At 57.1% G+C, this 26,891-nt stretch carries 20 protein-coding genes, 2 tRNA genes and 3 rRNA genes; 17 read left to right on the top strand and 8 right to left on the bottom strand.

What is annotated here, in order from left to right:
* Positions 1-39 precede the first annotated feature (39 nt).
* Together mog and yjgA are read right to left on the bottom strand one after the other, a co-directional pair.
* The gene (gene mog / locus BQ7486_RS11635; protein ID WP_143183046.1) at positions 40-1,650 is read right to left on the bottom strand and encodes a molybdopterin adenylyltransferase; all 1,611 of its coding nucleotides are present in this window, start codon (positions 1,648-1,650) and stop codon (positions 40-42) included.
* Positions 1,651-1,674: 24 nt separating this feature from the next.
* Entirely contained in the window at positions 1,675-2,253 is a 579-nt protein-coding gene (yjgA, locus tag BQ7486_RS04590) for a ribosome biogenesis factor YjgA (RefSeq protein ID WP_022373609.1), read from the bottom strand.
* 88 nt (positions 2,254-2,341) lie between these two features.
* Between yjgA and nfsA the strand changes: the two genes are divergently transcribed.
* Both nfsA and htpX read left to right on the top strand, forming a co-directional pair.
* The gene (gene nfsA / locus BQ7486_RS04585) at positions 2,342-3,067 is read left to right on the top strand and encodes an oxygen-insensitive NADPH nitroreductase (protein WP_074009113.1); all 726 of its coding nucleotides are present in this window, start codon (positions 2,342-2,344) and stop codon (positions 3,065-3,067) included.
* A 204-nt stretch (positions 3,068-3,271) separates the two neighbouring features.
* Entirely contained in the window at positions 3,272-4,162 is an 891-nt protein-coding gene (gene htpX, locus BQ7486_RS04580) for a protease HtpX (protein WP_074009112.1), read from the top strand.
* Positions 4,163-4,209: 47 nt separating this feature from the next.
* Here the strand turns inward: htpX and BQ7486_RS04575 are convergent, their stop codons facing one another.
* From BQ7486_RS04575 to BQ7486_RS04560, 4 genes are read right to left on the bottom strand one after another with little or no spacing between them, the layout of a single operon-like run.
* Complete coding sequence (locus BQ7486_RS04575; RefSeq protein ID WP_074009111.1) at positions 4,210-5,007, bottom strand: hypothetical protein; 798 nt, start codon at positions 5,005-5,007, stop codon at positions 4,210-4,212.
* A 5-nt stretch (positions 5,008-5,012) separates the two neighbouring features.
* Positions 5,013-5,642: a response regulator transcription factor gene (locus tag BQ7486_RS04570; RefSeq protein ID WP_074009110.1), complete on the bottom strand. Its 630-nt coding sequence runs from the start codon at positions 5,640-5,642 to the stop codon at positions 5,013-5,015.
* Positions 5,639-7,453, bottom strand: a complete 1,815-nt coding sequence (locus BQ7486_RS04565; RefSeq protein ID WP_074009109.1) for a sensor histidine kinase — start codon at positions 7,451-7,453, stop codon at positions 5,639-5,641. Before BQ7486_RS04565 ends, BQ7486_RS04570 begins: the two co-directional genes overlap by 4 nt.
* A 19-nt stretch (positions 7,454-7,472) precedes the next feature.
* Positions 7,473-7,805 carry a thioredoxin family protein gene (locus BQ7486_RS04560; protein WP_022373603.1) on the bottom strand — a complete coding sequence of 111 codons (333 nt, stop codon included), beginning with the start codon at positions 7,803-7,805 and terminating at the stop codon, positions 7,473-7,475.
* 121 nt (positions 7,806-7,926) lie between these two features.
* Between BQ7486_RS04560 and BQ7486_RS04555 the strand changes: the two genes are divergently transcribed.
* From BQ7486_RS04555 to BQ7486_RS04535, 5 genes are all read left to right on the top strand, one after another.
* Complete coding sequence (locus BQ7486_RS04555) at positions 7,927-8,184, top strand: AbrB/MazE/SpoVT family DNA-binding domain-containing protein (RefSeq protein ID WP_074009108.1); 258 nt, start codon at positions 7,927-7,929, stop codon at positions 8,182-8,184.
* A gap of 83 nt (positions 8,185-8,267) precedes the next feature.
* A complete protein-coding gene (locus BQ7486_RS04550; protein WP_084765704.1) occupies positions 8,268-10,685 on the top strand; it encodes a DNA translocase FtsK in 2,418 nt (805 codons plus the stop codon).
* Entirely contained in the window at positions 10,682-11,341 is a 660-nt protein-coding gene (gene lolA / locus BQ7486_RS04545; RefSeq protein WP_074009107.1) for an outer membrane lipoprotein periplasmic chaperone LolA, read from the top strand. The genes BQ7486_RS04550 and lolA overlap by 4 nt, the downstream gene beginning before the upstream one ends.
* A 133-nt stretch (positions 11,342-11,474) precedes the next feature.
* A complete protein-coding gene (locus BQ7486_RS04540; protein ID WP_074009106.1) occupies positions 11,475-12,500 on the top strand; it encodes a helix-turn-helix transcriptional regulator in 1,026 nt (341 codons plus the stop codon).
* A gap of 10 nt (positions 12,501-12,510) precedes the next feature.
* Complete coding sequence (locus BQ7486_RS04535) at positions 12,511-13,500, top strand: metallophosphoesterase family protein (protein WP_074009105.1); 990 nt, start codon at positions 12,511-12,513, stop codon at positions 13,498-13,500.
* 63 nt (positions 13,501-13,563) lie between these two features.
* Here the strand turns inward: BQ7486_RS04535 and BQ7486_RS04530 are convergent, their stop codons facing one another.
* Positions 13,564-14,805, bottom strand: coding sequence for a molybdopterin molybdotransferase MoeA (locus BQ7486_RS04530; RefSeq protein WP_074009104.1), 1,242 nt, complete (start codon positions 14,803-14,805; stop codon positions 13,564-13,566).
* 155 nt (positions 14,806-14,960) lie between these two features.
* On the opposite strand from BQ7486_RS04530, the gene mobA reads away from it, so the two are divergent.
* The 10 genes from mobA (at position 14,961) to BQ7486_RS04480 (ending at position 26,210) form a co-directional block, all read left to right on the top strand.
* Entirely contained in the window at positions 14,961-15,551 is a 591-nt protein-coding gene (mobA, locus tag BQ7486_RS04525) for a molybdenum cofactor guanylyltransferase MobA (RefSeq protein WP_204206991.1), read from the top strand.
* Positions 15,552-15,965: 414 nt separating this feature from the next.
* A 16S ribosomal RNA gene (locus BQ7486_RS04520) occupies positions 15,966-17,499 on the top strand.
* Between the two features lie 86 nt (positions 17,500-17,585).
* Positions 17,586-17,662: transfer RNA gene (locus BQ7486_RS04515), tRNA-Ile, on the top strand.
* 21 nt (positions 17,663-17,683) lie between these two features.
* Positions 17,684-17,759, top strand: a tRNA-Ala gene (locus tag BQ7486_RS04510).
* Between the two features lie 265 nt (positions 17,760-18,024).
* A 23S ribosomal RNA gene (locus tag BQ7486_RS04505) occupies positions 18,025-20,907 on the top strand.
* A 159-nt stretch (positions 20,908-21,066) separates the two neighbouring features.
* Positions 21,067-21,181, top strand: a 5S ribosomal RNA gene (gene rrf, locus BQ7486_RS04500).
* Together the 16S, 23S and 5S rRNA genes with 2 tRNA genes alongside form the textbook arrangement of a ribosomal RNA operon.
* A 164-nt stretch (positions 21,182-21,345) precedes the next feature.
* Positions 21,346-22,695, top strand: coding sequence for a replication-associated recombination protein A (locus BQ7486_RS04495; RefSeq protein ID WP_235836737.1), 1,350 nt, complete (start codon positions 21,346-21,348; stop codon positions 22,693-22,695).
* A gap of 126 nt (positions 22,696-22,821) precedes the next feature.
* Positions 22,822-24,120, top strand: a complete 1,299-nt coding sequence (gene serS, locus BQ7486_RS04490; protein WP_074009103.1) for a serine--tRNA ligase — start codon at positions 22,822-22,824, stop codon at positions 24,118-24,120.
* Between the two features lie 341 nt (positions 24,121-24,461).
* Positions 24,462-24,719, top strand: a complete 258-nt coding sequence (locus BQ7486_RS11630) for an AbrB/MazE/SpoVT family DNA-binding domain-containing protein (protein ID WP_022372401.1) — start codon at positions 24,462-24,464, stop codon at positions 24,717-24,719.
* 84 nt (positions 24,720-24,803) lie between these two features.
* Positions 24,804-26,210, top strand: a complete 1,407-nt coding sequence (locus tag BQ7486_RS04480) for an FAD-binding oxidoreductase (protein WP_074009102.1) — start codon at positions 24,804-24,806, stop codon at positions 26,208-26,210.
* Positions 26,211-26,273: 63 nt separating this feature from the next.
* Here BQ7486_RS04480 and BQ7486_RS04475 read toward each other — a convergent pair whose 3' ends face one another.
* A complete protein-coding gene (locus BQ7486_RS04475; protein WP_143183045.1) occupies positions 26,274-26,732 on the bottom strand; it encodes a flavodoxin in 459 nt (152 codons plus the stop codon).
* Positions 26,733-26,891 lie beyond the last annotated feature (159 nt).

Here is a 26,891-nt window from a genome sequence, read left to right as displayed (position 1 = left end):
GGAGGAAAAGGCGGGAAGAGAAGACGGCAAAAAGGCGTATCAGCCTTCTAAAGCCGTATTCATAAACTGCGCGATGTGCGTGAGTTCATCGGGGCAGAGTTCATGGTCCATGTTGTACTCGCGCCAGATGAGGGTCTGCACGCAGTTTTCCACCACATCGGCGCTCTTGCGGGCGACCATGGGGCTTACGATGCTGTCAAAGGCGCCGTGCGCCATAAAGACCGGTGTCGCGCGGCCCGCGGCCGTGATTTCAGCGGGCAACGTCTGCGCGAGCGGCAAAAAGCCCGAAAGCGCAATGATTCCGGCGAGGGGCCGCGTTTGCCTCAGGCCGCTGTAAAGCGCCATCGCCGCGCCCTGCGAAAAGCCCCCGATAAAGAGCCGCTGCGGATCCTGCCCCGTGGAGAGCACTTCGTTGATGACCTGCGTCACCTTCTGGTGCATGGCGCGGATCCCGCGCTCATCTTCCGGTCCTTCAAAATCCATGGAGAGCACGTCAAACCAGGCGGTACCCCGCCAGCCCTGATGCGCCGTAATGGGAATCACAGGCGCCTGCGGGAACAAAAACCGGGCTGCCGGCCCCCCGAAGTCAATGAGTTCCTGCGCAAACGGCTCAAAGTCATGCGCGTCGGTACCCATGCCGTGGAGCCAAATCACGGTGCAGGGAATGTCGCCGTCAGAGGTCGAGTCTTTTACAAAAACTTTGAGAGGCTGCTCCGCAGGGCGCTGGGGGCGCTCGTTAAAAAGCGGCACGCCGCGCTGCACGGAGCGGCGGGCAATGGCTTCAGGGCTCATGCGCGGCCGGTCATCGCGCCGCTCGTGCACAGGGGCTTCGTGCGCCGGATTCTGCGCGCTCTGCGGCGCGCGGGGTGCCTGTACAGGGGGCGTTAAACCCGCTTCAGGCCCGCGGAAACCCGGGACGTGGCCGGCGGCTGCAGCCGCGGAGGCAGCCTGTGGCATTTGAGGCGCGTGCTGCGGAGCTTCCTGCGGTGCGGCAGGTGTCTCGGAAACCGCCGCAGGGGGTTCTTTCGCAGGCGCCGCTTCGGGCTTACGGGCGCTCTTGGGGCGAAAGGCCTTCACAACGTCCGGATCCGTTTCGATGTAGGGGCCGCCGATCAGATCAATGCAGTAGGGGACTGCGGCAAAAATACCGGGTTCAATGACGTGCCCGTCATCGTCATAAAAGCCCCCGAGCGTCTCGGAAATCGCCTTGGGCTGGCCCGGGAGATTGATGATCAGCGCCGCGTGCCCCGGAATTTCACGAAGGACCGCCACCTGGCGCGAGAGAATGGCCGTGGGAACAAAGTGCAGCGAAATGCGCCGCATCTGTTCGCCGAATCCCGGCATTTCGCGGGTGGCGACGGCGAGCGTTGCCTCGGGCGTCACGTCCCGTAGGGCCGGACCCGTGCCGCCCGTGGTAAGAACGAGGTCACAGCCTTCGTTATCAACGAGGTCACGCAGGGTGTTTTCAATCACGTAGCGCTCATCGGCGATGAGGCGCTTATGAAGGGAGAGAGGCGTTGTGACGGCGTCGGTAAGCCAGGCTTCCAGAGCCGGAATCCCCTCGTCACGGTAGATGCCGGCACTGGCCCGGTCAGAAATCGAAACGAGCCCGACAATGAGCTCGTTTTCCGTTGTGCGTTTCACAGACATTGAAATGCGTCCCAAAGGAAAAAATCAGTTTTCTTCGTCTTCTTCACTGCGCGCTTCAAGCGTGAGGGGTGGGAGCTCCTCGGCGTAGCAGACGCGGTAGACCTCGCGGAAGGCCTTGGCGGGTTTGCCGGCATCGCGCTCCTTTCGGGCCTGACGGATGAGTTGCCTCAGGCGCTGAATTTCCAGTGCCGGATGGAGTTGAGCGTAGGCGGTGAGCGCTTCGTCTTTCGTGAGAAGCTCTTCGCGGGCTTTTTCCGCGCGTTTGTGCGCGGCAGCCGCCGCTCGGGAGTCGCCGGTAGCGCGGGCAATGGCTTCTTTAACGGCCTCGGCATCGAGTTGCCGCATGAGTTTGCCGATTAACTGCAGTTGACGCCGCTGTGCTCCGAAGCTTTTCATCGCGCGAAAGTCGCGGATTGCAAGCGCCGTGTCTTCGGGAAGATCGATTAAGGAGAGCTGCTCGTCGGTTAAGCCCGTGAGGTCCTTGCCGAGGCTTTGCAGTTCATCGCAGTCGCGTTTGCGCTGAGACTTTGACGGCCGGTCGTACCCTTCGTCATCGTCTTCGTCAGCCCAGGCGCGTGTATCGTAAAAAGGTTTCTTTGCCATAGTGCGGCAATAATAACGGAATCGGCCGGCACTATTTTGCTTTGAGACCGTTAAAACGGCCCCGCCGTAAGGATTTCGGGAGAGAAAAATGACCAATGCAACCGTGGATTTGATGAAGGTGCACCGCTCGGTGCGTGCCTACGAAGACAAAACTGTTTCTGAGGGCGTGAGAAAAGCAATCCTTGAAGCGGCCTTTGCGGCATCAAGCTCAAGCTTTCTGCAGCTTGTGACCGTGATCCGCGTGACGGATGCCGCCAAGCGCCAAGCCTTTTATGAACTCTCCGGCAACCAAAAGCACGTGCTCACGGCGCCCGAATTCTGGGTGTTCTGCGCGGACATGTACCGAAATGCTGAACTGGTGGCGGGAGCCGACCTCGGCTGGACGGAGCAATTGATCCTCGGGTGCGTCGACACAGGGATTGTCGCGCAAAGCGCGATGACCGCTTTGGAGAGCTTCGGGCTCGGGGGTGTCTTTGTGGGCGGCATCCGCAACGGCATTGCCCGCGCGGACGACGTTCTCGCGCTGCCTCAAAACGTCTTTCCGGTTCTGGGGCTTGCCTTCGGGTACCCTGCGGAAAAGAATGAATTGAAGCCGCGCCTGCCTCTGGAAGTCACCGTCATGGAAAACAGCTACAGTGAGCCCGCCCCGGCCGTGATGGCCGCCTACGACGCTGTTTCGCGCGCCTACTACAAAAACCGCACGGCGGGCAGCAAGGACGTGAGCTGGGCTGAGACGCTTCCCGCCATTCTCGGGAAAGAGCGCCGCCCCTTTGTGCTTGAGTTTCTGCGAAAGAAAGGTTGGGCGCAGCGGTAAACCTTAGTCCGGGCTGAAACACAATTTGTTAATAAAAAGGCACCGGTGAAAACTTTGCGCGGCTACCCTGCCGTTACACTTAGCGGCATCAACCGGTACGGTAAGTGTCCGGTGAGTGCGGGCCTTTGTCCGCGCGTTATCAGAACAACGGGAGTTTCGGGTGTGTCGCCCGGAGCTTTTATTTGAGGAATTTCCTTTTTCACTATGAAGCGTATTGCACTTCTTATTCTGACCAACATTGCCATTGTGGTGATGCTCGGCATTGTGCTCAATGTGGTGAGCCTTCTGACCGGGATTAACTTCGGCCAGATGGCCGGCAAGAGCCTGAACATCACGTCGCTTTTGGTCTTTGCCTTTGTCGTGGGCTTTGCCGGATCGATCATTTCGCTTCTGATGAGTAAGTCCATGGCCAAGATGAGCATGGGCGTGCAGATGATTGACACGGACAATCCCCAGCCCGGGCTTGAAACGTGGCTTGTGGGCGTGATCCGTCAGCTGTCGGATAAGGCCGGCATCAAGATGCCCGAAGTCGGTATCTACGAGGGTGAACCCAACGCTTTTGCCACGGGCGCCACAAAAAACAGCTCCATGGTCTGCGTCTCCACGGGCCTCTTGCGCCTCATGAATCAGAAGGAAGTTGAAGCCGTTCTCGGTCACGAAATCAGCCATGCCGCCAACGGCGACATGGTGACGATGACGCTGGTGCAGGGCGTGATGAACACCTTTGTGGTCTTTATTTCCCGCATTGTGGGCTGGGTCGTTGACCGTCAGATTCTGCGTAACGAAGAAGAAGGCCCCGGTATCGGCTACTTCATCACGAGCATTGTGATGGATATCGTCCTGGGTTTTCTTGCCGGTATCGTTGTCGCGGCCTTCAGCCGCTGGCGTGAATACCACGCCGATGCAGGCTCCGCAAAACTCTTGGGTTCGTCTGAACCGATGATTGCCGCACTGCAGCGCCTTGAAACGATGACGCCTGCGGAACTGCCGGGTTCTGTGAAGGGCTTCGGTATCTCAGGCGGTATCGGCAGTCTCTTTGCCTCGCACCCCTCGTGCGAAGACCGTATCGCCGCGCTGCGTAAGCTCGGGTATTAATCCGGTTTAATGCCGGCACACAAAGGCTCCTTCGGGAGCCTTTGGCGTTACTGAGACCGGCGTTTTAAAAGCAGGCGCCCGGCGGCGTCCTTTTCCCACACGTCGCCCGCGAGACTCTCAAAAAGCGCCGCGGCTTTTTCGACTGAAATGTGCAGGCCCGCCCTGATGCACTGAATGCTTGCCTCACGGTCAAGCACAAGAAACTCAGCAGCGCGCTCGGCGTCCGCATCAGTCTTCATCACGGACGCTAGGCCCGCTGCCTTAAAAAAGCGCTGCACGGGCTGCGCCAGCGCCGTGACAAAGGCGTCCGTCGTGTTTTTGGAAGGCAGAGGCAGGGCAAGAATCCGGGCGCGCTCAAAGTGCTGCTCGTAGGCAGCCAGCCGCGTCGAACTGATTCTTCGGCCGGCATCAAGCCTTCGCCCGAGACTTTTTTCAACCAGGGGAAGCGCCGCTTCAGTGTTCACAGCCTGCCAGAGGTAGCAGGAGAGAAAGATGATGAGGCGCGGTTTGCGCTCGTTTAAAACCTCTGTGAGAGCCGCAATCTCCCGCGCTGTTTCGGGCACGGTCTGCGGGCCGTGGCCCTTGGGTTTCACCGCAGGCCACACCGTCATCGTAAAGGCCCGTTCAAAGGCGCCTTCTTTGCCGCGGGTCTCAATGAGAGGCATCCCCCAGAGGTTGAACCACTCGACAAAGCGGCGGATAACGGGTCCCCGGTCACAGGCGGCGTCAGAGAAAAACGCAAGGCGCGTGACGGGGTTCGCCGGCACCGTTTCTGCGCCGGTCACAACGAGAATGCCGCCCGTACGGTTTTCTTCGGTGACCAAAACGTCGGCCGTCGTTTTCATGATGATTACGCTCCGGCCGCCACGAGAATGCGGCGGATCACGGCCGGATCGTGCGTGCCGATTTTTTTCAGGGCCGATGCCCGGTGCACTTCCACGGTTCTTAAGGCAATGCCGAGGCGCTCGGCAATTTCGCGTGAGACGAGCCCCTGCGCAATAAGACGCACAATTTCCGTTTCACGGGCCGTCAATGCAGCAAGCCGCTCGCGTGCGGTGTCGGCTGACACCGAGCCCGTTACTTTCTGCACGGACCGCTCACAGGCCTTGGTGATGTCCTTTAAAAGCCGCTCTTCATCAACGGGTTTCTGGATGAAATCCACGGCGCCTTCCAAAACGGCCTGCACGGCCATATCGATGTCGCCGTGCCCGGTGATAAAGATGACGGGCAGATCCACCCCGTGCTCCTTCATGACGCGCTGACATTCGATGCCGGTGAGCCCGGGCATGCGGACGTCAAGGATGAGGCACCCCGGCACCGACGGTCTGTCACCGGTCAAAAAACTTTTGGCGTCGTGATAAACCGCCGTTTTCCAGCCCTCCAGCGTGAGGTAAAGCTCAAGCGCCGCCGCCAGATCCGTGTCATCGTCACAGATTCTCACAAGGGCGGCTTCCTTTACGGCAGTGATGTCGGTTGTCATGCGGTGTCCTTTGCGCTTTCGGTGTCGGTTGCGGGAATCATGACGGCCACTTCAAGGCCGCCTAACGGGTGGTTGCGGAAACGAATCGCGGCCCCGTGATTTTCGACGATGCTTTTCACAATGCTTAAGCCCAGGCCCAGGCCGTTCGTTTTCCCGGACGTAACGGGGCTGCCGAAGGCCTTGAGCTTTTCTTCAGGGACGCCCGGGCCGTTGTCGGCCACGGTCAGTACGAAGTTTCCGGCGTCGTTACGCAGCAGCGATACCGAAACCGTGGGGTCCTTGGTGGTGGCAAGGGCTTCTGCGGCATTTTTGATGAGATTTAACACCACAAGTTCCCATTCAAGGGCATTGGCGTCAATCATCACGGGTTCAAGTGCCGTGAGTTTCACGGTGACTTTGTCGCTTCTGCCGGAGGCCCGCCACGAGGCGATGCCCCGCTCAACCACACTGCGTAAATCAATGCGGGTCCGTTTGACGGTTTTGACTTTGGCGTAGTTTCTGACGTTTTCCACGATCGCCGCAATACGCTCGGTCTGCTTCATCATGCGGGCCAAAACCGAGAGCGTTTGCTCACCGGCTCCGGCGCGCGTGAGAATCTTTTCGAGTGACTTTCCGAAAAGATCCTGGGCGGCTAAGGGCTGCCGTAGCTCATGCGCAATCATGGAAGACATCTGCCCGATGATGCCTGAGCGCTGCAAAAGGGCAATGCGCTCGCCCGCCTGCTGCGCTTCCTGCTTGAGTTCGGTTTCGCGCGCAAGGGCCTCGGTGAGTTCGCGCGTTTTACGGTGCACGAGCTGCGTGACGCGCACACTGTGGAAAATGAGGCCCACGATAAGGCCTATGACCAGAAAGATCGGGAGCCTGAACGTTTCCCAGAAGCGCGTCACCGACCACTCGCGCAGAAACTGGTACGGACCGATTTTTAGCGTTTTATAGAGGTTGTCGATTGTGCTGAAGTCCGTGGCCACACTCCAGTACTGCCCCTCTCGGGTTTCGGGCATCGCAAGAAGTGTTTCCGTCACAATGCGCGAGACCGCAGGGGGCGTGGCGGGCGTTGTTGCCACAATCCAGGAGGGGTAAAGATCGGTGGAGGCAAGGCACCGTCCGGAATCGGGTTTGGGTTCCACGACGCGCCAGAGTTTTTTTTCTTCCGGGTGGGCTTTGAGGTAGTCTTCAAGCCAGCAGAGGCGAAAGACCGCGGTGTCGGCTTTGTAGCTTTTGAGCATCTCAACGGCTGCCTCGGTGTTTCCCGGTCCCGTGAAAAAACTCTGCCGGAAGAATTTTTCCGGGTTGTAGCCCCGGGCGGCGAGTTCCCCCTGAGCGATTCTCAGAGACGTAAACCCTGTGGGTGTGGCAGCAACCAGGCGGCTTCCCTTGAGGGACTCAATCGTGTCAAAAGGGGTGGACGCAAGCGTCACAAAAACCGAGCCGTCGCCGTGGTTGGGATCAGGGTAGGCGCGGCTTGCGAGCGTGACAAGGTCGCGCGCGCCGTGGATGACGTTAAAGCGGTAAAAACCGGCACTCGCGATAAAGACGTCGACTTTTTTGTCGCGGATAGCGCGCGTGAGCTCATCCATTGTGAGAGTCACGGTTGCGACGTTGGCCGCACCAAAGCGGGCTTTTAAAGCCGCAATCGTGGGTTCGATCACCGCCTCGTGCGGCGAGGGCCGGATGTAGCGCACGATGCCGACATTTAAAATTCCGTCGGCGTGAGCCGGCTCGGCCGTGCCCGCGTTTTGCGCAAACGCCGTCCCTGCAAGCGTCAGTAAAAAGCCGGCGAGGGTGAAGGCGCCGCTGTGGCCTCTGAGCACGACCCGTGTCCCGCAAAAATTACTTCAGATGCGACTCAATGAAGTCGCGGAAGGGGGCAATTGCCTTCGGTTCAATGAGGCGGTCTTCGATCACGCCCTTTTTGATGATGAAGATGCTCGGAATGTGCTGCACCTCAAAGCGCGCCTTAATCGACGGATTTTCGTCAAAGTAGGCGTACGCAAAGAGAACGCGTCCGGCGTAGCGCCGGGCAAATTCGTTCACGAGCGGGGCAATGCGGCGGCAGTCCTGGCACCAGGGTGCGCCCACGATGAAGCACACGGGGAGTTCAGACTTTTCGACGATTTCGCCGTAGGTGGCGTCGGTGACGTTGGTGATGAGATTTTCGGTCATGGTTTAAATTCCAATTTAACAGGAAGTTTTCCGACAGCCGGAAAACTCTTCCTTCCGAGTGTAGCCGCTCTGAGGCTTTCGATGAAATTCAAGGATTCCAAGAAGTCTTGAGATTTTGTAAATGAATCTTGCCCGCGTTTTTGCAAACGGTCAGATTGCGGTGCCTGCTGAGGTGAGAAAAAGCCTCGGACTCAAACCCGGCGACAAAATCCTTTTTACCGAAAATGACCGCGGTGAAACCGTGATCTGCAACGCTTCGGCTGCGGCGCTTAAGCGCGCACAGAAGACTTTCCGTGGTGTGGCCGCAGAAATGGGCCTCAGAAACGATGACGATGTGCAGGCGCTCATTGACGAAGTCCGGCACGATGCCGGACACTGAAACGAATTGAGAAAAAAATCCCGCGCTTCAAGCGGTCTTTGAACCGTGAAGACGGAAAACCGCACCCCTATAATCAGCGCATCATGCGAAAGACGAAAAAACCCGCAATTGCCAGCGAATGGCGTGAAAACAAAGAGGCACAGGAACGTGCGCAGCGTGAGGTCGACCGGGAGGCGGCACGCGCGGCACGGGCCCGGCTTTTTGCCGCCGTTTCGGCGTTGATTAAGGGGCTGGTGCTCAAGGTGGGCTGGGTGGTTGCGTTAACCGCGGGCGTTCTTGCCGCTGCGGCGCTTCTTACCTACAGTCCGACCGATCCAGGGTTTTCAGTGACCGGCACCAAACTTCCCGCGAACCTCTGCGGCCTGGCGGGCGCGTGGTTTGCTGACGCCGGTTTCTGGTTTTTCGGGCGGTCTGTCTGGTGGGTGCCGGCGGCGCTTATCGTGTTCGGGCTTGTGTCGCTTAAAAATGCGCTTGTCTCGCCGCAGAGAGCGCGTTTTGCGCCGGTGACCGCTACCTGCGGTTTCATCCTTCTTTTGTTTCTTTCAAGCGGCCTTGAAACGCTGCAGCTGGGCTACCTTGGTAAAGGCATTCCGATGGGAGCAGGGGGCCTTGTGGGACAGTACGTCGCAAGCAACATCACCCCGTGGCTCGGCGTCTGGGGCACAACCGTCATTTTGGTGGTATTGACCGCTTGTGCGGCCGCAATGGCCTTTTGCTTTTCATGGTTTAAGCTCGCTGAAGAGCTCGGGGCGGCGATGGACGCCTTCTGGACATTTGTGCAGCGCGCCCGTCCGGTGAAAAAAGAGACGCATGAGGAAGATGAGGCCAAGCCCGGGGACGTGATGCTCACCGAAGACGCGCCCGCCCCGGCCCCGGAAGCCTCGCTTGAAAGCGATGCGGGTGTGCCCGATAACGGGGAACTCACGGAGGAAGCGGTAATTGAAGGTAAGCCCGCGAAGACCGTGAAGGTTGCCGCCAAGCCCGCTGCTGCCAAAGCCGCCGGCGGCCGCATTGCGCCCGATACGATGCTTTTGGATGCCCCGCCCGCGGAACGTAACGGCGTGCGCGAAGACACCGTCAAGATGACAAGCCGCCTCATTGAAAGCAAACTCAAAACCTACAAGATTCAGGCCAAGGTCGTCGGTGCCCGCGTGGGACCGGTGATCACGCAGTACTGGCTGGATCTCGCCGAAGGCGTGAAGGGCAGCACCATTGAAAGTATCCGCAAGGACTTAACGCGCGCGCTCGCGGTTCACTCCGTGCGCGTCGTTTCCGCAATTCCCGGTACGCCCTACATGGGGCTTGAAATCCCCAACAACAAGCAGCAGCGCCTTGCGGTGTACCTGAAAGAACTCATCACCAGCAAAGCCTTTACGGAAAGTACGTCGCCCCTGACGCTCGCGCTCGGTAAAGACATCGCCGGGCAGCCGGTGGTCGCGGACCTCGCGCGTCTGCCGCATCTCCTGGTGGGCGGTACCACGGGTTCGGGTAAGTCCGTTGCCATCAACGCGATGATTCTGTCGCTTCTTTATAAGTGCGATCCCACGCAGTTAAGGCTCGTTCTCATTGACCCCAAGACCGTCGAATTTTCGATGTACCGGGATATTCCGCACCTCCTTTGCCCGGTCGTGATCGACATGAATAAGGCGGCAAATGCCCTCAATTGGCTTGTGCAGGAAATGGACCGGCGCTACAACCTCATGAGTCACCTCGGGGTGCGCAGTTTCCTTTCCTATAACGAAAAGGTGGAGGCGGCGCAAAAGGAAGGAAAGCCCCTGATGGATCCCTTCCAGGTCTCGCCCGACAATCCCGAGCCGCATGTGGTGCTTGAAAAACTCCCCTACATCGTCTGCTTTATTGATGAATTGGCGGACCTCATTCTCGTTAACCGCAAGCAGATTGAACTCTTGATCGTGCGTCTGGCGCAGAAAGCCCGTGCCGCGGGCATTCACCTGGTGCTTGCCACGCAGCGCCCGAGCGTGGATATTGTGACGCCACTTATTAAAGCGAACGTCGTGGCGCGCGCCTGTTTTGCCGTGGCAAGCCGCTTTGACAGTTCGGTCGTGCTGGATGAAAACGGTGCGCAGGATCTTTTGGGGCACGGCGACATGCTCTTTAAGCAGCCGGGGACCTCAGCCCTTGTGCGCATTCAGGGCTGTATGGTGAACGAAGACGAAGTGCTCCGTGTGGTCGACGCCTTAAAGGCGCAGGGCGAACCCCAGTACATCGAAGGCGTGTGCGATGCCGCTGAAACCAGTGCCGGCGGGTTCGGTGAGGGCGCCGGGGGCGGCTCGGGGGAAAAAGATCCCCTGTACGACGCGGCCGTAAAACTCGTGCTGGAAACGAACCGCCCGACCTCAAGCTTTATTCAGCGGCGGCTCAATATCGGCTACAACCGTGCCGCCAATCTCATCGAAACGATGGAGCAGGCCGGAATCGTCAGTCAGCCCAATGCCGCGGGTAAGCGTGAAATTCTCGTGAAAAACAGGGAGGGTTTATGACCGTGCTTTTTTCCCGCAGAACGCTTGCCGCGGCCGCGCTTTGCGCGGTGGTGCTTCCGGCATTTGCACAGAAAACAGCGGCCCGTGACGCACTGCGGCGGTTTGTGACGGAGGCTAAAACCGCTTCGGGGCGCTTTACGCAGACCGTGACCGATAAGGCCGGGCAGGTGATTGACGGGCCGAGTACCGGGCGCTTTGCCTTTGAGCGGCCCTCACGCTTTGCCTGGAAGACGGAAAAGCCCTACGTGCAGGACATCGTAAGTGACGGGAAAACCATCCGCCTCTACGACAAGGACCTTGATCAGCTCACCGTAAAGTCGGCTGAAACAATGGTCTCCGGGGCGCCTGCGGCGCTTCTTTTCGGACGCGCTGAGGCACTTGAAAATTTCACGCTCACGGAAGTCAAGGCGCCCGAGGGCGCCGTGACGGCAGTAAAGGCCGAACCAAAGACTCAGGACGCTGCCTTCGTAAGCGCCGTGGTGGGGTTTGATGCTGCAGGCCTTCCGGCGGTTTTGGTTCTCACCGATGCGTTTGGCGGAAGAACGCAGCTTGTGCTCACCGACGTTGTCACGAATCACGCGCTGCCCGAAGGGATCTTTACGGTGAAAACCGGGCCTGAGACGACGGTGCTTGAAGACCGTACGGCACTTTTCTGAGGGCCGCGGGATTTCTTCGGGCGGGCCGGTCGACTAAAGGTATAATCAGAAGACCTTAGTTATTTATCGGCTTTGCCCTGACTCCCGACAATTGCGGTCCGGCCAAAGTCCGCAATTGTCAATGTATACCCACATGAACTTTAAGATGCGGTTGTTCCGCATCGATCAGCTCATCCATGAAAGAGGGCAGGTGTCGCTACCGGAAATGGTGGCGGCACTGCGCTGTTCGGTTCCGACCCTAAAGCGTGACCTCCGTTATCTGCGCGAAAAACTCAAGGCCCCGATTGTCTACAGCCGTAAGACCAATTCCTACAGCTACGTGCGCGAAAGGGCGCTGGGGCTGGAAAAAGAGGCGCGCGAAGAAGCCCGCAAGGTGGCGCTTCCCTCAGCCTGGTATTCCCCCGTTGAAATTACGGCCCTGATGACGGCGCTGCAGCTTTTTGACCGGGTGGAAAACGAAAAGTCCGGGCTTTTGGCCCCTGACATGAAGGCGATGAAGTCGCGCCTGCTGTCGCTTGTGCAGGAAGAGCGCATTTCCGCGCGTGAACTCCTAAAGCGCGTGCGGGTGATTCTGCCCTCGGTGATTGAACACCGCTCGCCCTTTTTCGAGATGATCGGCAACGCGCTTGCGCACAAGACGCGGCTTCGCATCACCTACTGGACCAAATCCTCGCAGACCGAAAAGATGCGTGAGATTTCGCCCGTGCGGCTTGTGAACTACAAAAACCGCTGGTATCTGCAGGCCTGGTGCCATCTCACCGATGAGCTTCGGACCTTCAGTCTTGAGTACATTCTCGCGGCGGAGCCCTGCGCCAAAAACTGTCGCGCCGTGCCGATGAAGGACCTTGAAGCTTTGGACAGCGGCTTCGGCATTTTTTCCGGCGGAAAAGTCCAGGTTGCGGTTATTCACTTTGACGCGCAGATGGGCGCCTACGTGCGCGACGAAATTTGGCACCCTGATCAGCAGGTTCTGACCGCCGAAGACGGCACGGTGGAGCTGCGGGTTCCCTACACCAACGAAACCGAGCTTGTTGCGCAGATTCTGCACTATGGGGCGCACGCCCGTGTGATGGCCCCGGAAAGCCTTAAAAAGAGCGTGCTGCGGGAACTGGAAGCGGCGCTTGCCGCCTACAGTGCCGACCGTGCGGGCGGCGTCTAAGGGGTGAGCGATGACAGGCAACATCAGCAGTAACCGCAGACGGCGGTACGTGCGCTCACCCGCAGGAAAGAAGGAAACGCCGCTGATTTTCTTCTGCGGCGACCCACACGGCAGCTTTGATCACATCAACGAAGCGGTGAAAAAGTGGCACCCCAAGGCGATCGTGCTTTTGGGTGACATGCAGCCTTATGCGCCGATGGATGTGGTGCTCAAAGACGCGATGGAACTCACCGAAGTCTGGTGGATTCCGGGTAACCACGATTCCGACTCCGAAGAGTATTACGAGCGACTCTGGAAAGGGCCCCTGGCAGAACACAATCTCCACGGGCGCGTAGCCAATGTCGCCGGGATTCGTATTGCCGGTCTGGGCGGCGTTTTCCGCGGGCAGATCTGGATGCCTGAGGGTGATCCCCATTACCGGTCGGCCGCAAGTTTCGTGCGCCGCGCCGGGCACGGCACGCTTTGGCACGGGGGACTTCCGAGACGCCACAGAACGTCAATCTTCCCGTCGGTTTACGACAACCTCCTGCGTCAGAGAGCCGACGTCCTTGTGACGCATGAAGCCGCGGGCTGCCATAAAAAGGGTTTTGCCGCGATTGACCGGCTCGGGCAGGGGCTTCACGTGCGGTGGCTCTTTCACGGACATCAGCACGAAGACCATGAGTACGGGCGCTACAAAGGGATGATTGTCCGGGGGGTGGGCTACCGCGGCATCGTTGACCTGGAGGGTCGCGTGATCGTTCCCTCGCAGATGGATCCGCGGGATATGCTCGCGATGCAGGAAGCCGGCGAAGAGCCCGCGCCCGAAATTCTTGATACGGCGCCGATTCTGCCCACGGACTTTAAGGAGGGCGACCCCAAGTGCGTGCCGACGTGCCAGGACTGCTTTCCGCCCGCGCGGGAAGGAAGGCGGGGCGGCGCACGCCGCAAAAACCACCAGCCGCGGCGCTTTTTCTTAAGGCCCCAAGGGAAAAACGGGCCCAAAGAAAACCAGCAATAAAAAAATCCCGCCCGAGGCGCTTGTTGCCGGGGGCGGGATTTTTGTGTGTGAGGGTTAAAGCCGTCAGTTCATCAGAAGCGTGAGCTGATGCACCGTCACGGGTTCGCCCTTTTTCACGAAGTCCGTTTCATGAGGCAGCGCAATCAGGCCGTCAGCCTCCGTTAATACCGTGGTGGCGGCTGAGCCCTGGTTTTTCAGCGGGGTTGCCGTGAGAACGCCCTTGGCGTTGATCGCCAGTTTGGCGCGCATAAATTCCGCGCGGCCCGGTTTCTTTTTAATGTCGCAGCCCGCGCGCGCCGTGATGCTGTGCGGCCAGCAGTCGGGGGCATCCTGCCCCTGCATGTAAAGAATCGTGCCCCGCACAAATTCCAGAAATGTCACAAAGGCGGCGACGGGATTACCCGGGAGCATGAAAAGCGGCCTTCTTTCCACCACCGCAAAACGCATCGGACGCCCGGGGCGCATATTGACGGTCCAGCGGCAGATTTTTCCGAGAGACTCGACGACCTGGTGCGTGAAGTCCGTTGCGGACGCCGCAGCGCCCCCGGTGCAGATAATGAGAGAGCAGTTTTGCTTGGCGTAGAGAATGGCCTGGCGGATGGCGTTGGGGTCATCGCGGATGATGCCGAAGTCGGTGACTTCAACGCCGAGGTTTCTCAGAAGCGCCGCGAGGAAATGGCTGTTGGCGTTATAAAGCCTCTCAGGCGGACAGGGACGCCCCGGGGAGATGAGTTCGTCGCCGGTGGCAATGAGCCCCACGCGGAAGGGCTCATAAATCATGGCTTCCGAATACCCGAGGGAGGCAAGCACCGCAACGTGCGCGGGATTAATGCGGATGCCTTTGGCAAGCACGGTCTGCCCGACCGTGACTTCTTCGCCTTTAAGCCTCAAATTGTCGCCTTTGCGCACCACCGCCGTGTCAAACGTAACGGTGTCTCCCTTATCGGTCACCTTCTCAAAGGCAATCACGGTGTCGCACCCCGCGGGCACGGCGCCTCCGGTGGTGATTTTCACGCACTGGCCGGTCTTGATGCGTTCCTTATAAGGGTGGCCGGGATAGGACGTGCCGGCAACGGTGAGCGTCAGTTCTTTTTTACCCCGCAGGTCACTGGCCTTAAAGGCAAAGCCGTCCATGGCGGAATTGGTGTAGGCGGGAACGGCAATGGGGCTTGCGACATCCTGAGCAAGAATGCATCCCACAATGTCTCTTAAGGGTTTCTGCACCGCGGAGATGTTGCGTGAAACCTTTTTGAGGATATCTTTGCGAGCTTCCTCGACGGTGATGCTGACAGTATCTGAAGGCATGTGAACAACCTCTGCTCTGACAAACTCGTGGCGTTGTGACGGGCACAGGGCGACTGACATGCTGCAGGTCCTGTGCGCTGTTTTTTGCCACAATAACACATCTGATTTCGGCAGGTATGCTTTGCACGTTCTGCCGTAAACCAAGGAGTGAGTAAGTGCATCTGGACAATGTGGGAGCCGTGATTCTTGCGGGAGGCCGCGCCACCCGGATGGGCGGTGAAGACAAGGGCCTCGTTTGCTTAAAGGGTAAGCCTTTGGTCTGCCGGGCGGCAGAGAAATTAATGCCCGTGTGCGCTCATGTCGTCGTAAGCGCCAACCGCAATCTCGCGGCTTACCGCGCACTGGGCCTGACGGTCGTTACCGACAGCTTGGAGAATTTTCCGGGGCCTTTGGCCGGGTGGCTCTCGGCAATGGACGCGCTCACCACCGACTATGTCGTCAGTATCCCGTGCGACGTGCCTTTTTTTCCGGCGGATATGGTTGAAAAACTCTACGCGGCGCTTGTTGCTCGTCCGGACAAAGCCTGTGCGGCCGTCCGTGCGGGGGGATTTCCGCAACCCACGGCTGCGATGATGCGGCGAACGGCCCGCAGTTCGCTCGCTCAGTACCTTGCAAAGGGGGAGCACCGCGTGCGGGGGTGGCTTGAGAGCGCGGGCTGCGTCTGGGTTGATTTTGGGGATTTGCAAGCCTTTGCCAACATCAATACGCCAGAGGAACTTGCGGCCGCACATCAACGTCTTGTGTAAGAGGTGCAGCAGAAATACAACACTTGGGAAAGAGGGCGAAAAGCGGAAATCCGGGCCTTAAAATTTTTCACGTCAGCCTCTTGACAAGCGTAAAAAAGGCTCTCATAATGCGCACCCTTCGCCGTTAAGACGAAGGCGCAAAGCCGAAAGAAAACAAAAAAAATTTCCGACGGACTTGCAAAACGAAAAACGGTTGTGTAATATACGCAACCTTGTCGCCGACGAAACGGCAACAAACGCTCTTTAAAAATCTGAAACAGACGAACCGATAAGTGTGGGTGCTTCTGAAAAATGCAGTTTCTTCATGGAAACGCAAAAAAATCGGAAGTACTCAGACTTTAAGCCAAAGAAATGATTGAGATTTATCTCAGTCAGTTTCTGCGAGTGATTTGAGTACGACCAAAAAGCAGGATTCAAGTGAAGAGTTTGATCCTGGCTCAGATTGAACGCTGGCGGCATGCCTTACACATGCAAGTCGAACGGCAGCATGGAGAGCTTGCTCTCTGATGGCGAGTGGCGAACGGGTGAGTAATACATCGGAACGTGTCCGTTTGTGGGGGACAACCGTCCGAAAGGATGGCTAATACCGCATAAGACCTGAGGGTGAAAGCCGGGGACCGCAAGGCCCGGCGCAGACGGAGCGGCCGATGATTGATTAGCTAGTTGGGGAGGTAAAGGCTCACCAAGGCGACGATCAATAGCTGGTCTGAGAGGACGACCAGCCACACTGGAACTGAGACACGGTCCAGACTCCTACGGGAGGCAGCAGTGGGGAATTTTGGACAATGGGGGCAACCCTGATCCAGCCATGCCGCGTGCGGGAAGAAGGCCTTCGGGTTGTAAACCGCTTTTGTCAGGGACGAAAAGCTCCGGAGTAATATGCCGGAGTGCTGACGGTACCTGAAGAATAAGCACCGGCTAACTACGTGCCAGCAGCCGCGGTAATACGTAGGGTGCAAGCGTTAATCGGAATTACTGGGCGTAAAGCGTGCGCAGGCGGTTGGGTAAGACAGATGTGAAATCCCCGGGCTTAACCTGGGAACTGCATTTGTGACTGTCCGACTGGAGTACGTCAGAGGGGGGTGGAATTCCACGTGTAGCAGTGAAATGCGTAGATATGTGGAAGAACACCGATGGCGAAGGCAGCCCCCTGGGACGCAACTGACGCTCATGCACGAAAGCGTGGGGAGCAAACAGGATTAGATACCCTGGTAGTCCACGCCCTAAACGATGTCTGCTGGTTGTTGGGAATTTAATTCTCAGTAACGAAGCCAACGCGTGAAGCAGACCGCCTGGGGAGTACGGTCGCAAGATTAAAACTCAAAGGAATTGACGGGGACCCGCACAAGCGGTGGATGATGTGGATTAATTCGATGCAACGCGAAAAACCTTACCCAGCCTTGACATGTCAGGAATGCCTCGGAGATGAGGCAGTGCCCGCAAGGGAACCTGAGCACAGGTGCTGCATGGCTGTCGTCAGCTCGTGTCGTGAGATGTTGGGTTAAGTCCCGCAACGAGCGCAACCCTTGTCATCAGTTGCTACGAAAGGGCACTCTGATGAGACTGCCGGTGACAAACCGGAGGAAGGTGGGGATGACGTCAAGTCCTCATGGCCCTTATGGCTGGGGCCTCACACGTCATACAATGGTCGGAACAGAGGGCAGCGAAGCCGCGAGGTGAAGCCAATCCCAGAAAACCGATCGTAGTCCGGATTGCAGTCTGCAACTCGACTGCATGAAGTCGGAATCGCTAGTAATCGCGGATCAGCATGCCGCGGTGAATACGTTCCCGGGTCTTGTACACACCGCCCGTCACACCATGGGAGTGGGGTTCACCAGAAGACGTTTGCCCAACCGCAAGGAAGGCGGCGCCCACGGTGGGTTTCATGACTGGGGTGAAGTCGTAACAAGGTAGTCGTACCGGAAGGTGCGACTGGATCACCTCCTTTCTAGAGAAAGTTTCCGAAAGGGACTGCAGCACAAGAAGGAAGTTCCCACACTTATCGGTTGAGTCTGTTGAAGTTGTAATGCGGTTGGGTCTTTAGCTCAGCTGGTTAGAGCATCGTCTTGATAAGGCGGGGGTCGATGGTTCGAGTCCATCAAGACCCACCAAACGCAGTGCATGAAACACGCGGGGGCATAGCTCAGCTGGGAGAGCACCTGCTTTGCAAGCAGGGGGTCAACGGTTCGATCCCGTTTGTCTCCACCAGACATTCAGTTCAAAAGCTCTTGTATGAGAGTTTTTAAACGGAGTGTCTTCAGTACGAAGATGCACCGAGCTCTTTAAAAATTTGGAAAAAGAAGTAAAGCGTTCAATTTCAGCGTTGATGAGACGCTGAAACGGGATGTGATTGCATTTGAACTGAGTTTCAAATCTTCATTGAACGAGAATCTCAACGAATTAACCAAGAGAACAGCACGTTACGAAATCAGTCACGTGAATACTCTGCGGGCAAAAGGCTGCAGGGTTATAGGATCAAGTGACTAAGTGTATGTGGTGGATGCCTTGGCGATCATAGGCGATGAAGGACGTGTAAGCCTGCGAAAAGCTGCGGGGAGTCGGCAAAAAGACTTTGATCCGCAGATGTCCGAATGAGGAAACTCACCGGGTAACCGGTATCACAAACTGAATACATAGGTTTGTGAGGCGAACGCAGTGAACTGAAACATCTAAGTAACTGCAGGAAAAGAAATCAACCGAGATTGCGGCAGTAGCGGCGAGCGAAACCGCAGCAGCCTAGTCTTTGATAATGCATGGTGACAGCAGAACGGTCTGGAAAGGCCGGCCACAGTGGGTGACAGCCCCGTATGCGAAGTCCGGTGCATGGTACTAAAAAGACGATAAGTAGGGCGGGACACGTGACATCCTGTCCGAAGACGGGGGGACCATCCTCCAAGGCTAAATACTCATGATCGACCGATAGCGAACCAGTACTGTGAAGGAAAGGCGAAAAGAACCCCGGGAGGGGAGTGAAATAGAACCTGAAACCGCATACATACAAACAGTAGGAGCCCTACGGGGTGACTGCGTACCTTTTGCATAATGGGTCAGCGACTTACGTTTTGCGGCAAGCTTAACCGAGTAGGGGAGGCGCAGCGAAAGCGAGTTCGAACAGAGCGATAGAGTCGTAAGGCGTAGACCCGAAACCAGATGAGCTAACCATGGCCAGGTTGAAGGTGTGGTAACACACACTGGAGGACCGAACCGACCGGTGTTGCAAAACCGGCGGATGAGCTGTGGTTAGGGGTGAAAGGCTTAACAAATCTGGAGATAGCTGGTTCTCCCCGAAAACTATTGAGGTAGTGCCTCGTGACTGACTCCGGGGGGTAGAGCACTGTTATGGCTAGGGGGACATGGCGTCTTACCAAACCATGGCAAACTCCGAATACCCGGAAGTTGAATCACGGGAGACAGAGCACCGGGTGCTAACGTCCGGACTCAAAAGGGAAACAACCCAGACCGCCGTTTAAGGTCCCAAATACAGGCTAAGTGGAAAACGAAGTGTGAAGGCTAAGACAGTCAGGAAGTTGGCTTAGAAGCAGCCATCCTTCAAAGAAAGCGTAATAGCTCACTGATCGAGTCCTCATGCGCGGAAGATGTAACGGGGCTAAGTCTGTAACCGAAAGCGCGGATTTGTACGCAAGTACAAGTGGTAGGGGAGCGTTCTGTAAGCCTGCGAAGGTGTGTGGTAACGCATGCCGGAGGTATCAGAAGTGCGAATGCTGACATGAGTAACGATAAAGCGGGTGAAAAGCCCGCTCGCCGTAAGCCCAAGGTTTCCTGCTCTACGTTCATCGGAGCAGGGTGAGTCGGCCCCTAAGGCCAGGCTGAGAAGCGTAGCTGATGGGAAGCAGATTAAGATTTCTGCACCGACGTTAAGTGCGAAGGGGGGACGGAGTTTTGAGCATCATCCGGGTGTTGGATGTCCCGGTTTGTGCGTGTAGGAGGCCGGCAGGCAAATCCGCCGGCGAATCTCCGAGACAAAGCATCGAGCTGCATTTTGCAGTGAAGTGATGGGATGAACTTCCAGGAAAAGCCTCTAAGCTATAGCTTAATGTCGACCGTACCGTAAACCGACACAGGTGGGCGAGTTGAATATACTCAGGCGCTTGAGAGAACTCGGGAGAAGGAACTCGGCAAATTGACACCGTAACTTCGGGATAAGGTGTGCCTTTGTAGTGTGAAGAGTGAAACACTCCGAGCATGAAGAGGTCACAGAGAATAGGTGGCTGCAACTGTTTACTAAAAACACAGCACTCTGCAAAGACGAAAGTCGACGTATAGGGTGTGATGCCTGCCCGGTGCCGGAAGATTAAGTGATGGGGTGAGAGCTCCTGATCGAAGTCCCGGTAAACGGCGGCCGTAACTATAACGGTCCTAAGGTAGCGAAATTCCTTGTCGGGTAAGTTCCGACCTGCACGAATGGCATAATGATGGCCACACTGTCTCCTCCCGAGACTCAGTGAAGTTGAAATGTTTGTGATGATGCAATCTCCCCGCGGCTAGACGGAAAGACCCCATGAACCTTTACTGCAGCTTTGCATTGGACTTTGAACCGATCTGTGTAGGATAGGCGGGAGGCAGAGAACCGAGGACGCCAGTCTTTGGGGAGCCGACGTTGAAATACCGCCCTGATTTGTTTGAGGTTCTAACCGCGGACAGTAAACCTGTTCCGGGACCGTGCATGGTAGGCAGTTTGACTGGGGCGGTCTCCTCCTAAAGGGTAACGGAGGAGTACAAAGGTACGCTAGGTACGGTCGGAAATCGTGCTGATAGTGCAATGGCGCAAGCGTGCTTGACTGCGAGACCGACAAGTCGAGCAGATGCGAAAGCAGGTCATAGTGATCCGGTGGCACTGAATGGAAGGGCCATCGCTCAACGGATAAAAGGTACTCTGGGGATAACAGGCTGATACCGCCCAAGAGTTCATATCGACGGCGGTGTTTGGCACCTCGATGTCGGCTCATCTCATCCTGGGGCTGTAGCCGGTCCCAAGGGTATGGCTGTTCGCCATTTAAAGAGGTACGTGAGCTGGGTTTAAAACGTCGTGAGACAGTTTGGTCCCTATCTGCCGCGGGCGCTGGAAGATTGACGGGGGCTGCTCCTAGTACGAGAGGACCGGAGTGGACGCACCTCTGGTGTACCGGTTGTCACGCCAGTGGCACAGCCGGGTAGCTATGTGCGGAAGAGATAACCGCTGAAAGCATCTAAGCGGGAAACTTGCCTGAAGATAAGTCTTCCCGGAGGCTAGACCTCCCAGAAGAGTCGTTCGAGACCAGGACGTTGATAGGTCAGGAGTGCAAGCGCTGTGAGGCGTTGAGCTGACTGATACTAATTGCTCGTGAGGCTTGATCCTATAACCGTGCTGCCTAAGCCTAATGTAAGGCAGTTGAGAAACGGACAATGGATTTTGAAGCGCAGTGAATGCAAATAATCGCGTTCCGACGCTTACTTCTTTTTGCAAAGACTTCGTCACGGGAGTTCAATTGAAGAACTTCTGAGACAACAGGCTTTGCCCGGCGGCCATACCGTGGCGGTACCACTCCTTCCCATTCCGAACAGGACAGTGAAACGCTTCTGGGCCGATGATAGTTGGTTGTATTTCCAGTGAAAGTAGGACACTGCCGGGCTTTACCATTTAAAACCCTCGGGATCAAAACGGTCTCGGGGGTTTTTCTTTGCCTGAAAGTTTTAGAGGCAGGCGCACGGCCCGCCTTTTCGTTAAGATGCTCAGTCTCAGCGCGAGGAACTTTCTCTTCTTATGACGACCGGTGATCTTTTTGGCGATGACGCAATGCCTGCGGTGACAGCTCCGCGGAGTACAAAAGCGCCCGTAGAAAATACGATGATGCCTTTGGCAGAGCGTTTGCGACCCCGTACGATTGATGAGGTGATCGGTCAGAAGAAACTTCTGGGGCCGGGGCAGCCTCTGAGAGTGGCGTTTGAAACGCACCGGCCGCACTCGATGATTCTCTGGGGGCCGCCCGGGGTGGGAAAGACGACGCTGGCGCGCCTGATGGCTGATGCCTTTGGGCTCCCTTTTATCGCGATCAGCGCGGTACTCTCCGGCGTCAAAGAAATCCGTGAGGCCGTGGAGGCTGCCAAAGCCCATATGACTGCAACCGGCAAACCCACGCTTGTGTTTGTCGACGAGGTGCACCGCTTTAATAAAAGCCAGCAGGATGCGTTTTTGCCGCACGTGGAAAGCGGGCTTTTTGTGTTTGTGGGCGCAACGACAGAGAACCCTTCCTTTGAAGTTAATTCTGCTCTTTTGTCACGCTCCGCGGTTTATGTCTTGGAGAGCCTCTCGCACGATGAGTTAAATGAGCTCATCGACCGGGCGCTTAATGAAGTCGTTAAGGGGGTGTCGATTACGCCCGAAGCCCGGGAGATTCTGATTGATCTCGCGGACGGTGACGCCAGAAGGCTCTTAAATGCCCTTGACGTTGCGACCGGAATGGCCAAAGACCGCCACATGGAAACCGTGGACGCGGACTTTCTGCGTAAGACGCTTCCGTCAACCGTACGGCGCTTTGATAAGGGTGGGGAGAACTTTTACGACCAGATCAGTGCGCTGCATAAAAGCGTACGCGGCAGCGACCCCGACGCTGCCCTTTACTGGATGTGCCGGATGTTGGACGGCGGCTGCGACCCCCGCTACATCGCGCGGCGCGTGGTGAGGATGGCGATTGAAGACATTTCGCTGGCTGATCCCAGAGGGACGCAGCTGGCCCTTGAAGCCGCAGACATTTATGAGCGTCTGGGGTCTCCGGAAGGTGAACTTGCGATCGCGCAGGCCGTGGTGTATCTCGCGGTCGCCCCCAAGAGTAACGCGGTTTATTCGGCCTATAACGCGGTGAGAAGTTTCGTGAAGGAAGACGGCACGCGCCCCGTGCCGATGCACTTAAGAAACGCTCCCACAAAACTTATGAAGGAATTGGGGTATCACAAGGGCTACCGCTACGCGCACGACGAAGAGGGAGCGTTTGCCGCGGGCGAAGTGTATCTGCCGCCTGAGATCGCGGACATGCACTGGTACGAGCCCACGGACCGGGGCCTGGAACTCAAGATTAAAGAAAAGATGGAGCGACTAAAGGCGCTTAACGATGAAGCCCGAAAAAAAGCGCTCAAGGCGCGCTCATAACCAGCGGATACTGCCCGTTTTTGTTGCACTTTTAGGCTAAACGCGCAAAAATTTCAGTTTCACTGTGTTTGAGCGCCTGCGCGGCGTCTCAACAAAAAAGAATTACTGAGCTCAGAAGGGAAGACCATGCTCGACATCAATATGCTGCGCAAGCAGCTCCCGGACGTGATTGCACGCCTTGCAACGCGTCCCTTTGCATTTCCGGAAAAAGAATTCAATGCGCTCGAAAACGAACGCAAGGCCGTGCAGACGCAGACCGAAGAGCTGCAGGCTCTGAGAAATCAGCTTTCCAAGGAAATCGGCAACGCCAAGAAAAGCGGCGGGGATGCTTCGCATCTGATGGCCGAAGCCGCTGCGATTCCTGAAAAGTTAAACGAACTGCAGGATCGTCTCGGTACGATTCGCGATCAGTTAAATGAGCTCCTCATGAGTATCCCCAATCTGCCGCACGAATCCGTTCCGACGGGGCGCGATGAACGCGACAATGTGGAGCAGCGCCGCTGGGGTACGCCCCGCACGTTTGACTTCCCGATCAAGGACCACGTCGATGTGGGCGCTCCCCTCGGGATGGACTTTGATACGGCCGCGAAACTTTCCGGCACACGTTTCTGTTTCATGAAGGGGCAGGTCGCGCATCTGCACCGCGCCATTGCGCAGTTCATGCTGGACGTCCACACCCGCGAGCACGGCTACACCGAGTGCTACACGCCCTATATCGTCACGGCCGACACGATGCGCGGCACCGGGCAGCTGCCGAAGTTTGAAGAAGACCTCTTTGCCGCCAAAAAGGGCGGTCAGCAGGGTAAGGGCGATCCGCTGTACCTCATTCCGACCGCCGAAGTGACGCTGACGAACTCGGTGTCCGGGCAGATGCTGAAGGCCTCGGACCTGCCGATTCTTGTGACGGCGCACACGCCGTGCTTTAGAAGTGAAGCCGGTGCCTACGGGCGCGACACCCGCGGCATGATCCGTCAGCACCAGTTTGATAAGGTCGAAATGGTGAGAATCGTCCGTCCTGAAGACAGCTACAAGCACCTTGAGGAACTCACCGCAAACGCCGAAGACATTCTTCAGCGGCTGGGACTTCCCTACCGTGTGGTGCTCCTTTGCACCGGGGACATGGGCTTTTCCTCTGCGAAGACCTATGACCTTGAAGTGTGGCTTCCTGCACAGAACACGTACCGTGAAATCAGTTCGTGCTCCAACTGCGAGGGTTTCCAGGCCCGCCGCATGGGCACGCGCTTTAAGGATGAAAACGGTAAGCCCCAGTACGTGCACACGTTAAACGGCTCAGGGCTCGCCGTCGGCCGCACGCTCGTTGCGGTTCTGGAAAACTACCAGAACGCCGACGGCTCGGTCACGGTGCCCGAGGCGCTGCGCCCCTACATGAACGGCGTTGAAAAACTCGTTCCCGAAGGCAAATAAGCTTTTTCGCTAGGCGCATTGCCTTATTGCGTTTTCACTTTGTCCCTGTCACAATAAGCGGACAATTCGAGGTGAGAGTGATTCTCACGCCAACCTGCCTTACCCGGGCAAGGTGGAAACGCTCAAGCGGATGCGGCTTTCCGGCGCGGCCGGAAAACAACCAAGCGGGTCGATGAGACCGTCCGGTATCGAAATGGATCGGACGGTTTTTTTGACTTTCGAAGTGAAGAAAAATCGGCGGGCGGTCGCCGGGAGAGGACAAAGTGCCGCAGGTGGATTTAACTCACAAATTGCCTGACCTGCCGTGTCGGCGAACAAGGCTAAAAGAGGTGAACATCAAAATGAGCAATCGTCTGACAATCAAAGGCCAGGTCACTATTCCGAAGAACGTGCGTGATTTCCTTGGCCTGACGATGGGGTCAAGTGCCGTCGAGTTTTATATCGATGCCGACGGCAGCGTCAAGGTTCGTAAGGCCGCCGGTAAGAGCCGGGTTCGTGCCACAGGTCAGGTGCAGGCAAAGGCCTGCAGCCGTCAGGAGACCGCGCGCGTGTCGCACTGCGACCGCGTGCTCGCCATGCTTTCGGGCAACTACGTTTAAGTTGCCCGTCTCAGTCGTGGGCGGCGGGTGCCGCTCACCGTCAGATTTTCTCTCAATACTTACTCAATCAGGATGGGGTTGACCATGTCCGCTGATTCTGCGCGCCTTGCGCTTTCTGAAATCGTGGGTGAAAAATGGGTGGAAGATGAGCCCTTTGCCTCCGTAAACCTTCTGTCGGACTGGACCAACCGCTTTCACGGCAGGCCCCTGGCGATTGTGAAACCGGCTGATACCGCCGAAGTCTCTGCGGTTTTAAAGTGGGCTAACGACAACAATGTCCCGGTGGTGGCGCAGTCAGGAAACACGAGTCTTGTGGGGGGCGGCACTCCGACGGCTGACGGCAAGGCCGTCTTGCTGTCGCTGCAGCGCATGAATAAGGTCGAGAGAATCGATGCCGTCAACGATACGATGGTCGTGGACGCGGGCGTCATTTTGCAGAAGGCCCAGGAAGCGGCGCGCGCGCACGGGCGGCTTTTCCCCCTGAGTTTTGCTTCTGAGGGCTCGGCCTGTATCGGCGGGTGCCTCGCAACGAACGCGGGGGGTACGGCGGTGCTCCGTTACGGCAACACCCGTGACCTGGTGCTCGGGATCGAAGTGGTGCTTGCGGACGGCACGGTTTTGAACATGCTCCGGGGCTTGAGAAAAGACAACACCGGCTACGACTTAAAGCACCTTTTCATGGCAAGCGAAGGGACCTTGGGTGTTATTACCCGCGCGGTTGTGAAGCTCTTTCCGCTCCCGAAGGTCCGCTTTACGGCGCTCGCGGGGACGCCCGACGTGCGTTCTGCCTGTGAACTCTTAAAGCGCGTCAAAGAAGCCGCGGGCCCGGCTTTGACCGGGTTTGAACTCATGCAGGCCAAATGCATTGAGCGCGTCGGCAAAGAAATTGACGCCGTGACGGTTCCCGGGGACGTCTCGGGCGCTCCCTGGTGGAGTCTTATTGAATTAAGTTACAGCCGTGAGCCCGAGGGCCATCCCCTGGAAAGCGTGCTGGAAAAAGCCTTTGAAGACGGCGTTGCGGTGGACGCGTTTCTTGCGCAGTCCGAAAAGGAAAGCAAGAGCTTCTGGGCAATCCGCGAGTCCATTCCGAGCGCAGACGCCCACGTCGGCGGAAACCTCCATAACGACGTGAGTCTTGAGATCAGTGAGATTCCGGATTTTGTGGAAGAGACGCTCACGGCACTGCAAAAGCGCTTTGCGTGGGTGGATCCGTCGGTCTTCGGGCACCTCGGGGACGGAAACCTGCACTTTAACGTGGGCTCGGTTCCCGCGCCGCTTGCCTTTGAAAACGAAGAGGGGATCCGGGAAACGGTCTACGAGCGCGTTGCGGCGCATAACGGCTCGATTTCAGCTGAACACGGGATCGGGCAGTTAAAGCGCGCGCACTTTCTTGAACTTAAAAACCCCGCGGAAGTCGCGGTGATGGTGAAAATCAAAAAGGCGCTTGATCCCAAGGGGATTCTCAATCCCGGAAAACTTCTTCCGGACTGATGCGTTCTTAAAGGGCGAAAAAAGCAGGCGTTGTTCCTGCTTTTTTCATGCCTGCGGCCGGGCTTACTTTATGAATTTCAGTTCTTTGAGCCAGGTTTTGATTTCGGCTTCTGAGCTTTCGACTTCTTCTCCGTAAAGTGCGAGGCCCTTTAAAAACCGGGCTTTTGGGGCAATCTCACGCAGTTCCCGGTCTGAACTTCCGAAGCCGCTGCCGCCGTGCGTTACGAAGTGCACGACGGTTTTGCCGGAGAGATCTGCCTCTGACAGTGCCTTGTATAAAAACGGCGGAATACGCCCCCACCAGATCGGGGGCCCGATAAAGACCGTGTCGTAAGCGGAGAGGTCCGGAAGCGGCTTTTTGAGGACACGGTAAATCTTGCGGTCAAACTCTTCCTGCACGACATCCGTTGTTTTGCGGTAACCGGCCGGATAGGGTTCCGCCGTTTCCACTTCAAAGACGTCCGCGCCGGTCGAGGCAGCAATCACCCGTGCAACGCGTGCCGTGTAACCATTAGATGTCATACTAACTTTCGCCACCCCTTCAACCTTTCATGGAGTGGCAAAACATGCGATATTCGCAGGAGTTCAAAGACAACGTCGTAGCGCGCCTGCTGAGCAAGGAGCTCAGCATCTCTGAAGCCGTGGAGCAGTACTCGATCGGCAAATCAACGATCTCGTACT

This window comes from Duodenibacillus massiliensis (assembly GCF_900128485.1).
Classification (GTDB): domain Bacteria; phylum Pseudomonadota; class Gammaproteobacteria; order Burkholderiales; family Burkholderiaceae_F; genus Duodenibacillus; species Duodenibacillus massiliensis.
Note: the sequence above shows the minus strand (reverse complement) of the source record. Positions and strands in the feature narration are given on the sequence as shown.

What these genes read in the sequence shown, in the direction of transcription:
- mog (WP_143183046.1), bottom strand. Translation starts at nt 1,650, where the DNA reads ATGTCTGTGAAACGCACAACGGAAAACGAGCTCATTGTCGGGCTCGTT.
- yjgA (WP_022373609.1), bottom strand. Translation starts at nt 2,253, where the DNA reads ATGGCAAAGAAACCTTTTTACGATACACGCGCCTGGGCTGACGAAGAC.
- nfsA (WP_074009113.1), top strand. Translation starts at nt 2,342, where the DNA reads ATGACCAATGCAACCGTGGATTTGATGAAGGTGCACCGCTCGGTGCGT.
- htpX (WP_074009112.1), top strand. Translation starts at nt 3,272, where the DNA reads ATGAAGCGTATTGCACTTCTTATTCTGACCAACATTGCCATTGTGGTG.
- BQ7486_RS04575 (WP_074009111.1), bottom strand. Translation starts at nt 5,007, where the DNA reads ATGAAAACGACGGCCGACGTTTTGGTCACCGAAGAAAACCGTACGGGC.
- BQ7486_RS04570 (WP_074009110.1), bottom strand. Translation starts at nt 5,642, where the DNA reads ATGACAACCGACATCACTGCCGTAAAGGAAGCCGCCCTTGTGAGAATC.
- BQ7486_RS04560 (WP_022373603.1), bottom strand. Translation starts at nt 7,805, where the DNA reads ATGACCGAAAATCTCATCACCAACGTCACCGACGCCACCTACGGCGAA.
- BQ7486_RS04555 (WP_074009108.1), top strand. Translation starts at nt 7,927, where the DNA reads ATGAATCTTGCCCGCGTTTTTGCAAACGGTCAGATTGCGGTGCCTGCT.
- BQ7486_RS04550 (WP_084765704.1), top strand. Translation starts at nt 8,268, where the DNA reads ATGCGAAAGACGAAAAAACCCGCAATTGCCAGCGAATGGCGTGAAAAC.
- lolA (WP_074009107.1), top strand. Translation starts at nt 10,682, where the DNA reads ATGACCGTGCTTTTTTCCCGCAGAACGCTTGCCGCGGCCGCGCTTTGC.
- BQ7486_RS04540 (WP_074009106.1), top strand. Translation starts at nt 11,475, where the DNA reads ATGAACTTTAAGATGCGGTTGTTCCGCATCGATCAGCTCATCCATGAA.
- BQ7486_RS04535 (WP_074009105.1), top strand. Translation starts at nt 12,511, where the DNA reads ATGACAGGCAACATCAGCAGTAACCGCAGACGGCGGTACGTGCGCTCA.
- BQ7486_RS04530 (WP_074009104.1), bottom strand. Translation starts at nt 14,805, where the DNA reads ATGCCTTCAGATACTGTCAGCATCACCGTCGAGGAAGCTCGCAAAGAT.
- BQ7486_RS04495 (WP_235836737.1), top strand. Translation starts at nt 21,346, where the DNA reads ATGCCTGCGGTGACAGCTCCGCGGAGTACAAAAGCGCCCGTAGAAAAT.
- serS (WP_074009103.1), top strand. Translation starts at nt 22,822, where the DNA reads ATGCTCGACATCAATATGCTGCGCAAGCAGCTCCCGGACGTGATTGCA.
- BQ7486_RS11630 (WP_022372401.1), top strand. Translation starts at nt 24,462, where the DNA reads ATGAGCAATCGTCTGACAATCAAAGGCCAGGTCACTATTCCGAAGAAC.
- BQ7486_RS04480 (WP_074009102.1), top strand. Translation starts at nt 24,804, where the DNA reads ATGTCCGCTGATTCTGCGCGCCTTGCGCTTTCTGAAATCGTGGGTGAA.
- BQ7486_RS04475 (WP_143183045.1), bottom strand. Translation starts at nt 26,732, where the DNA reads ATGACATCTAATGGTTACACGGCACGCGTTGCACGGGTGATTGCTGCC.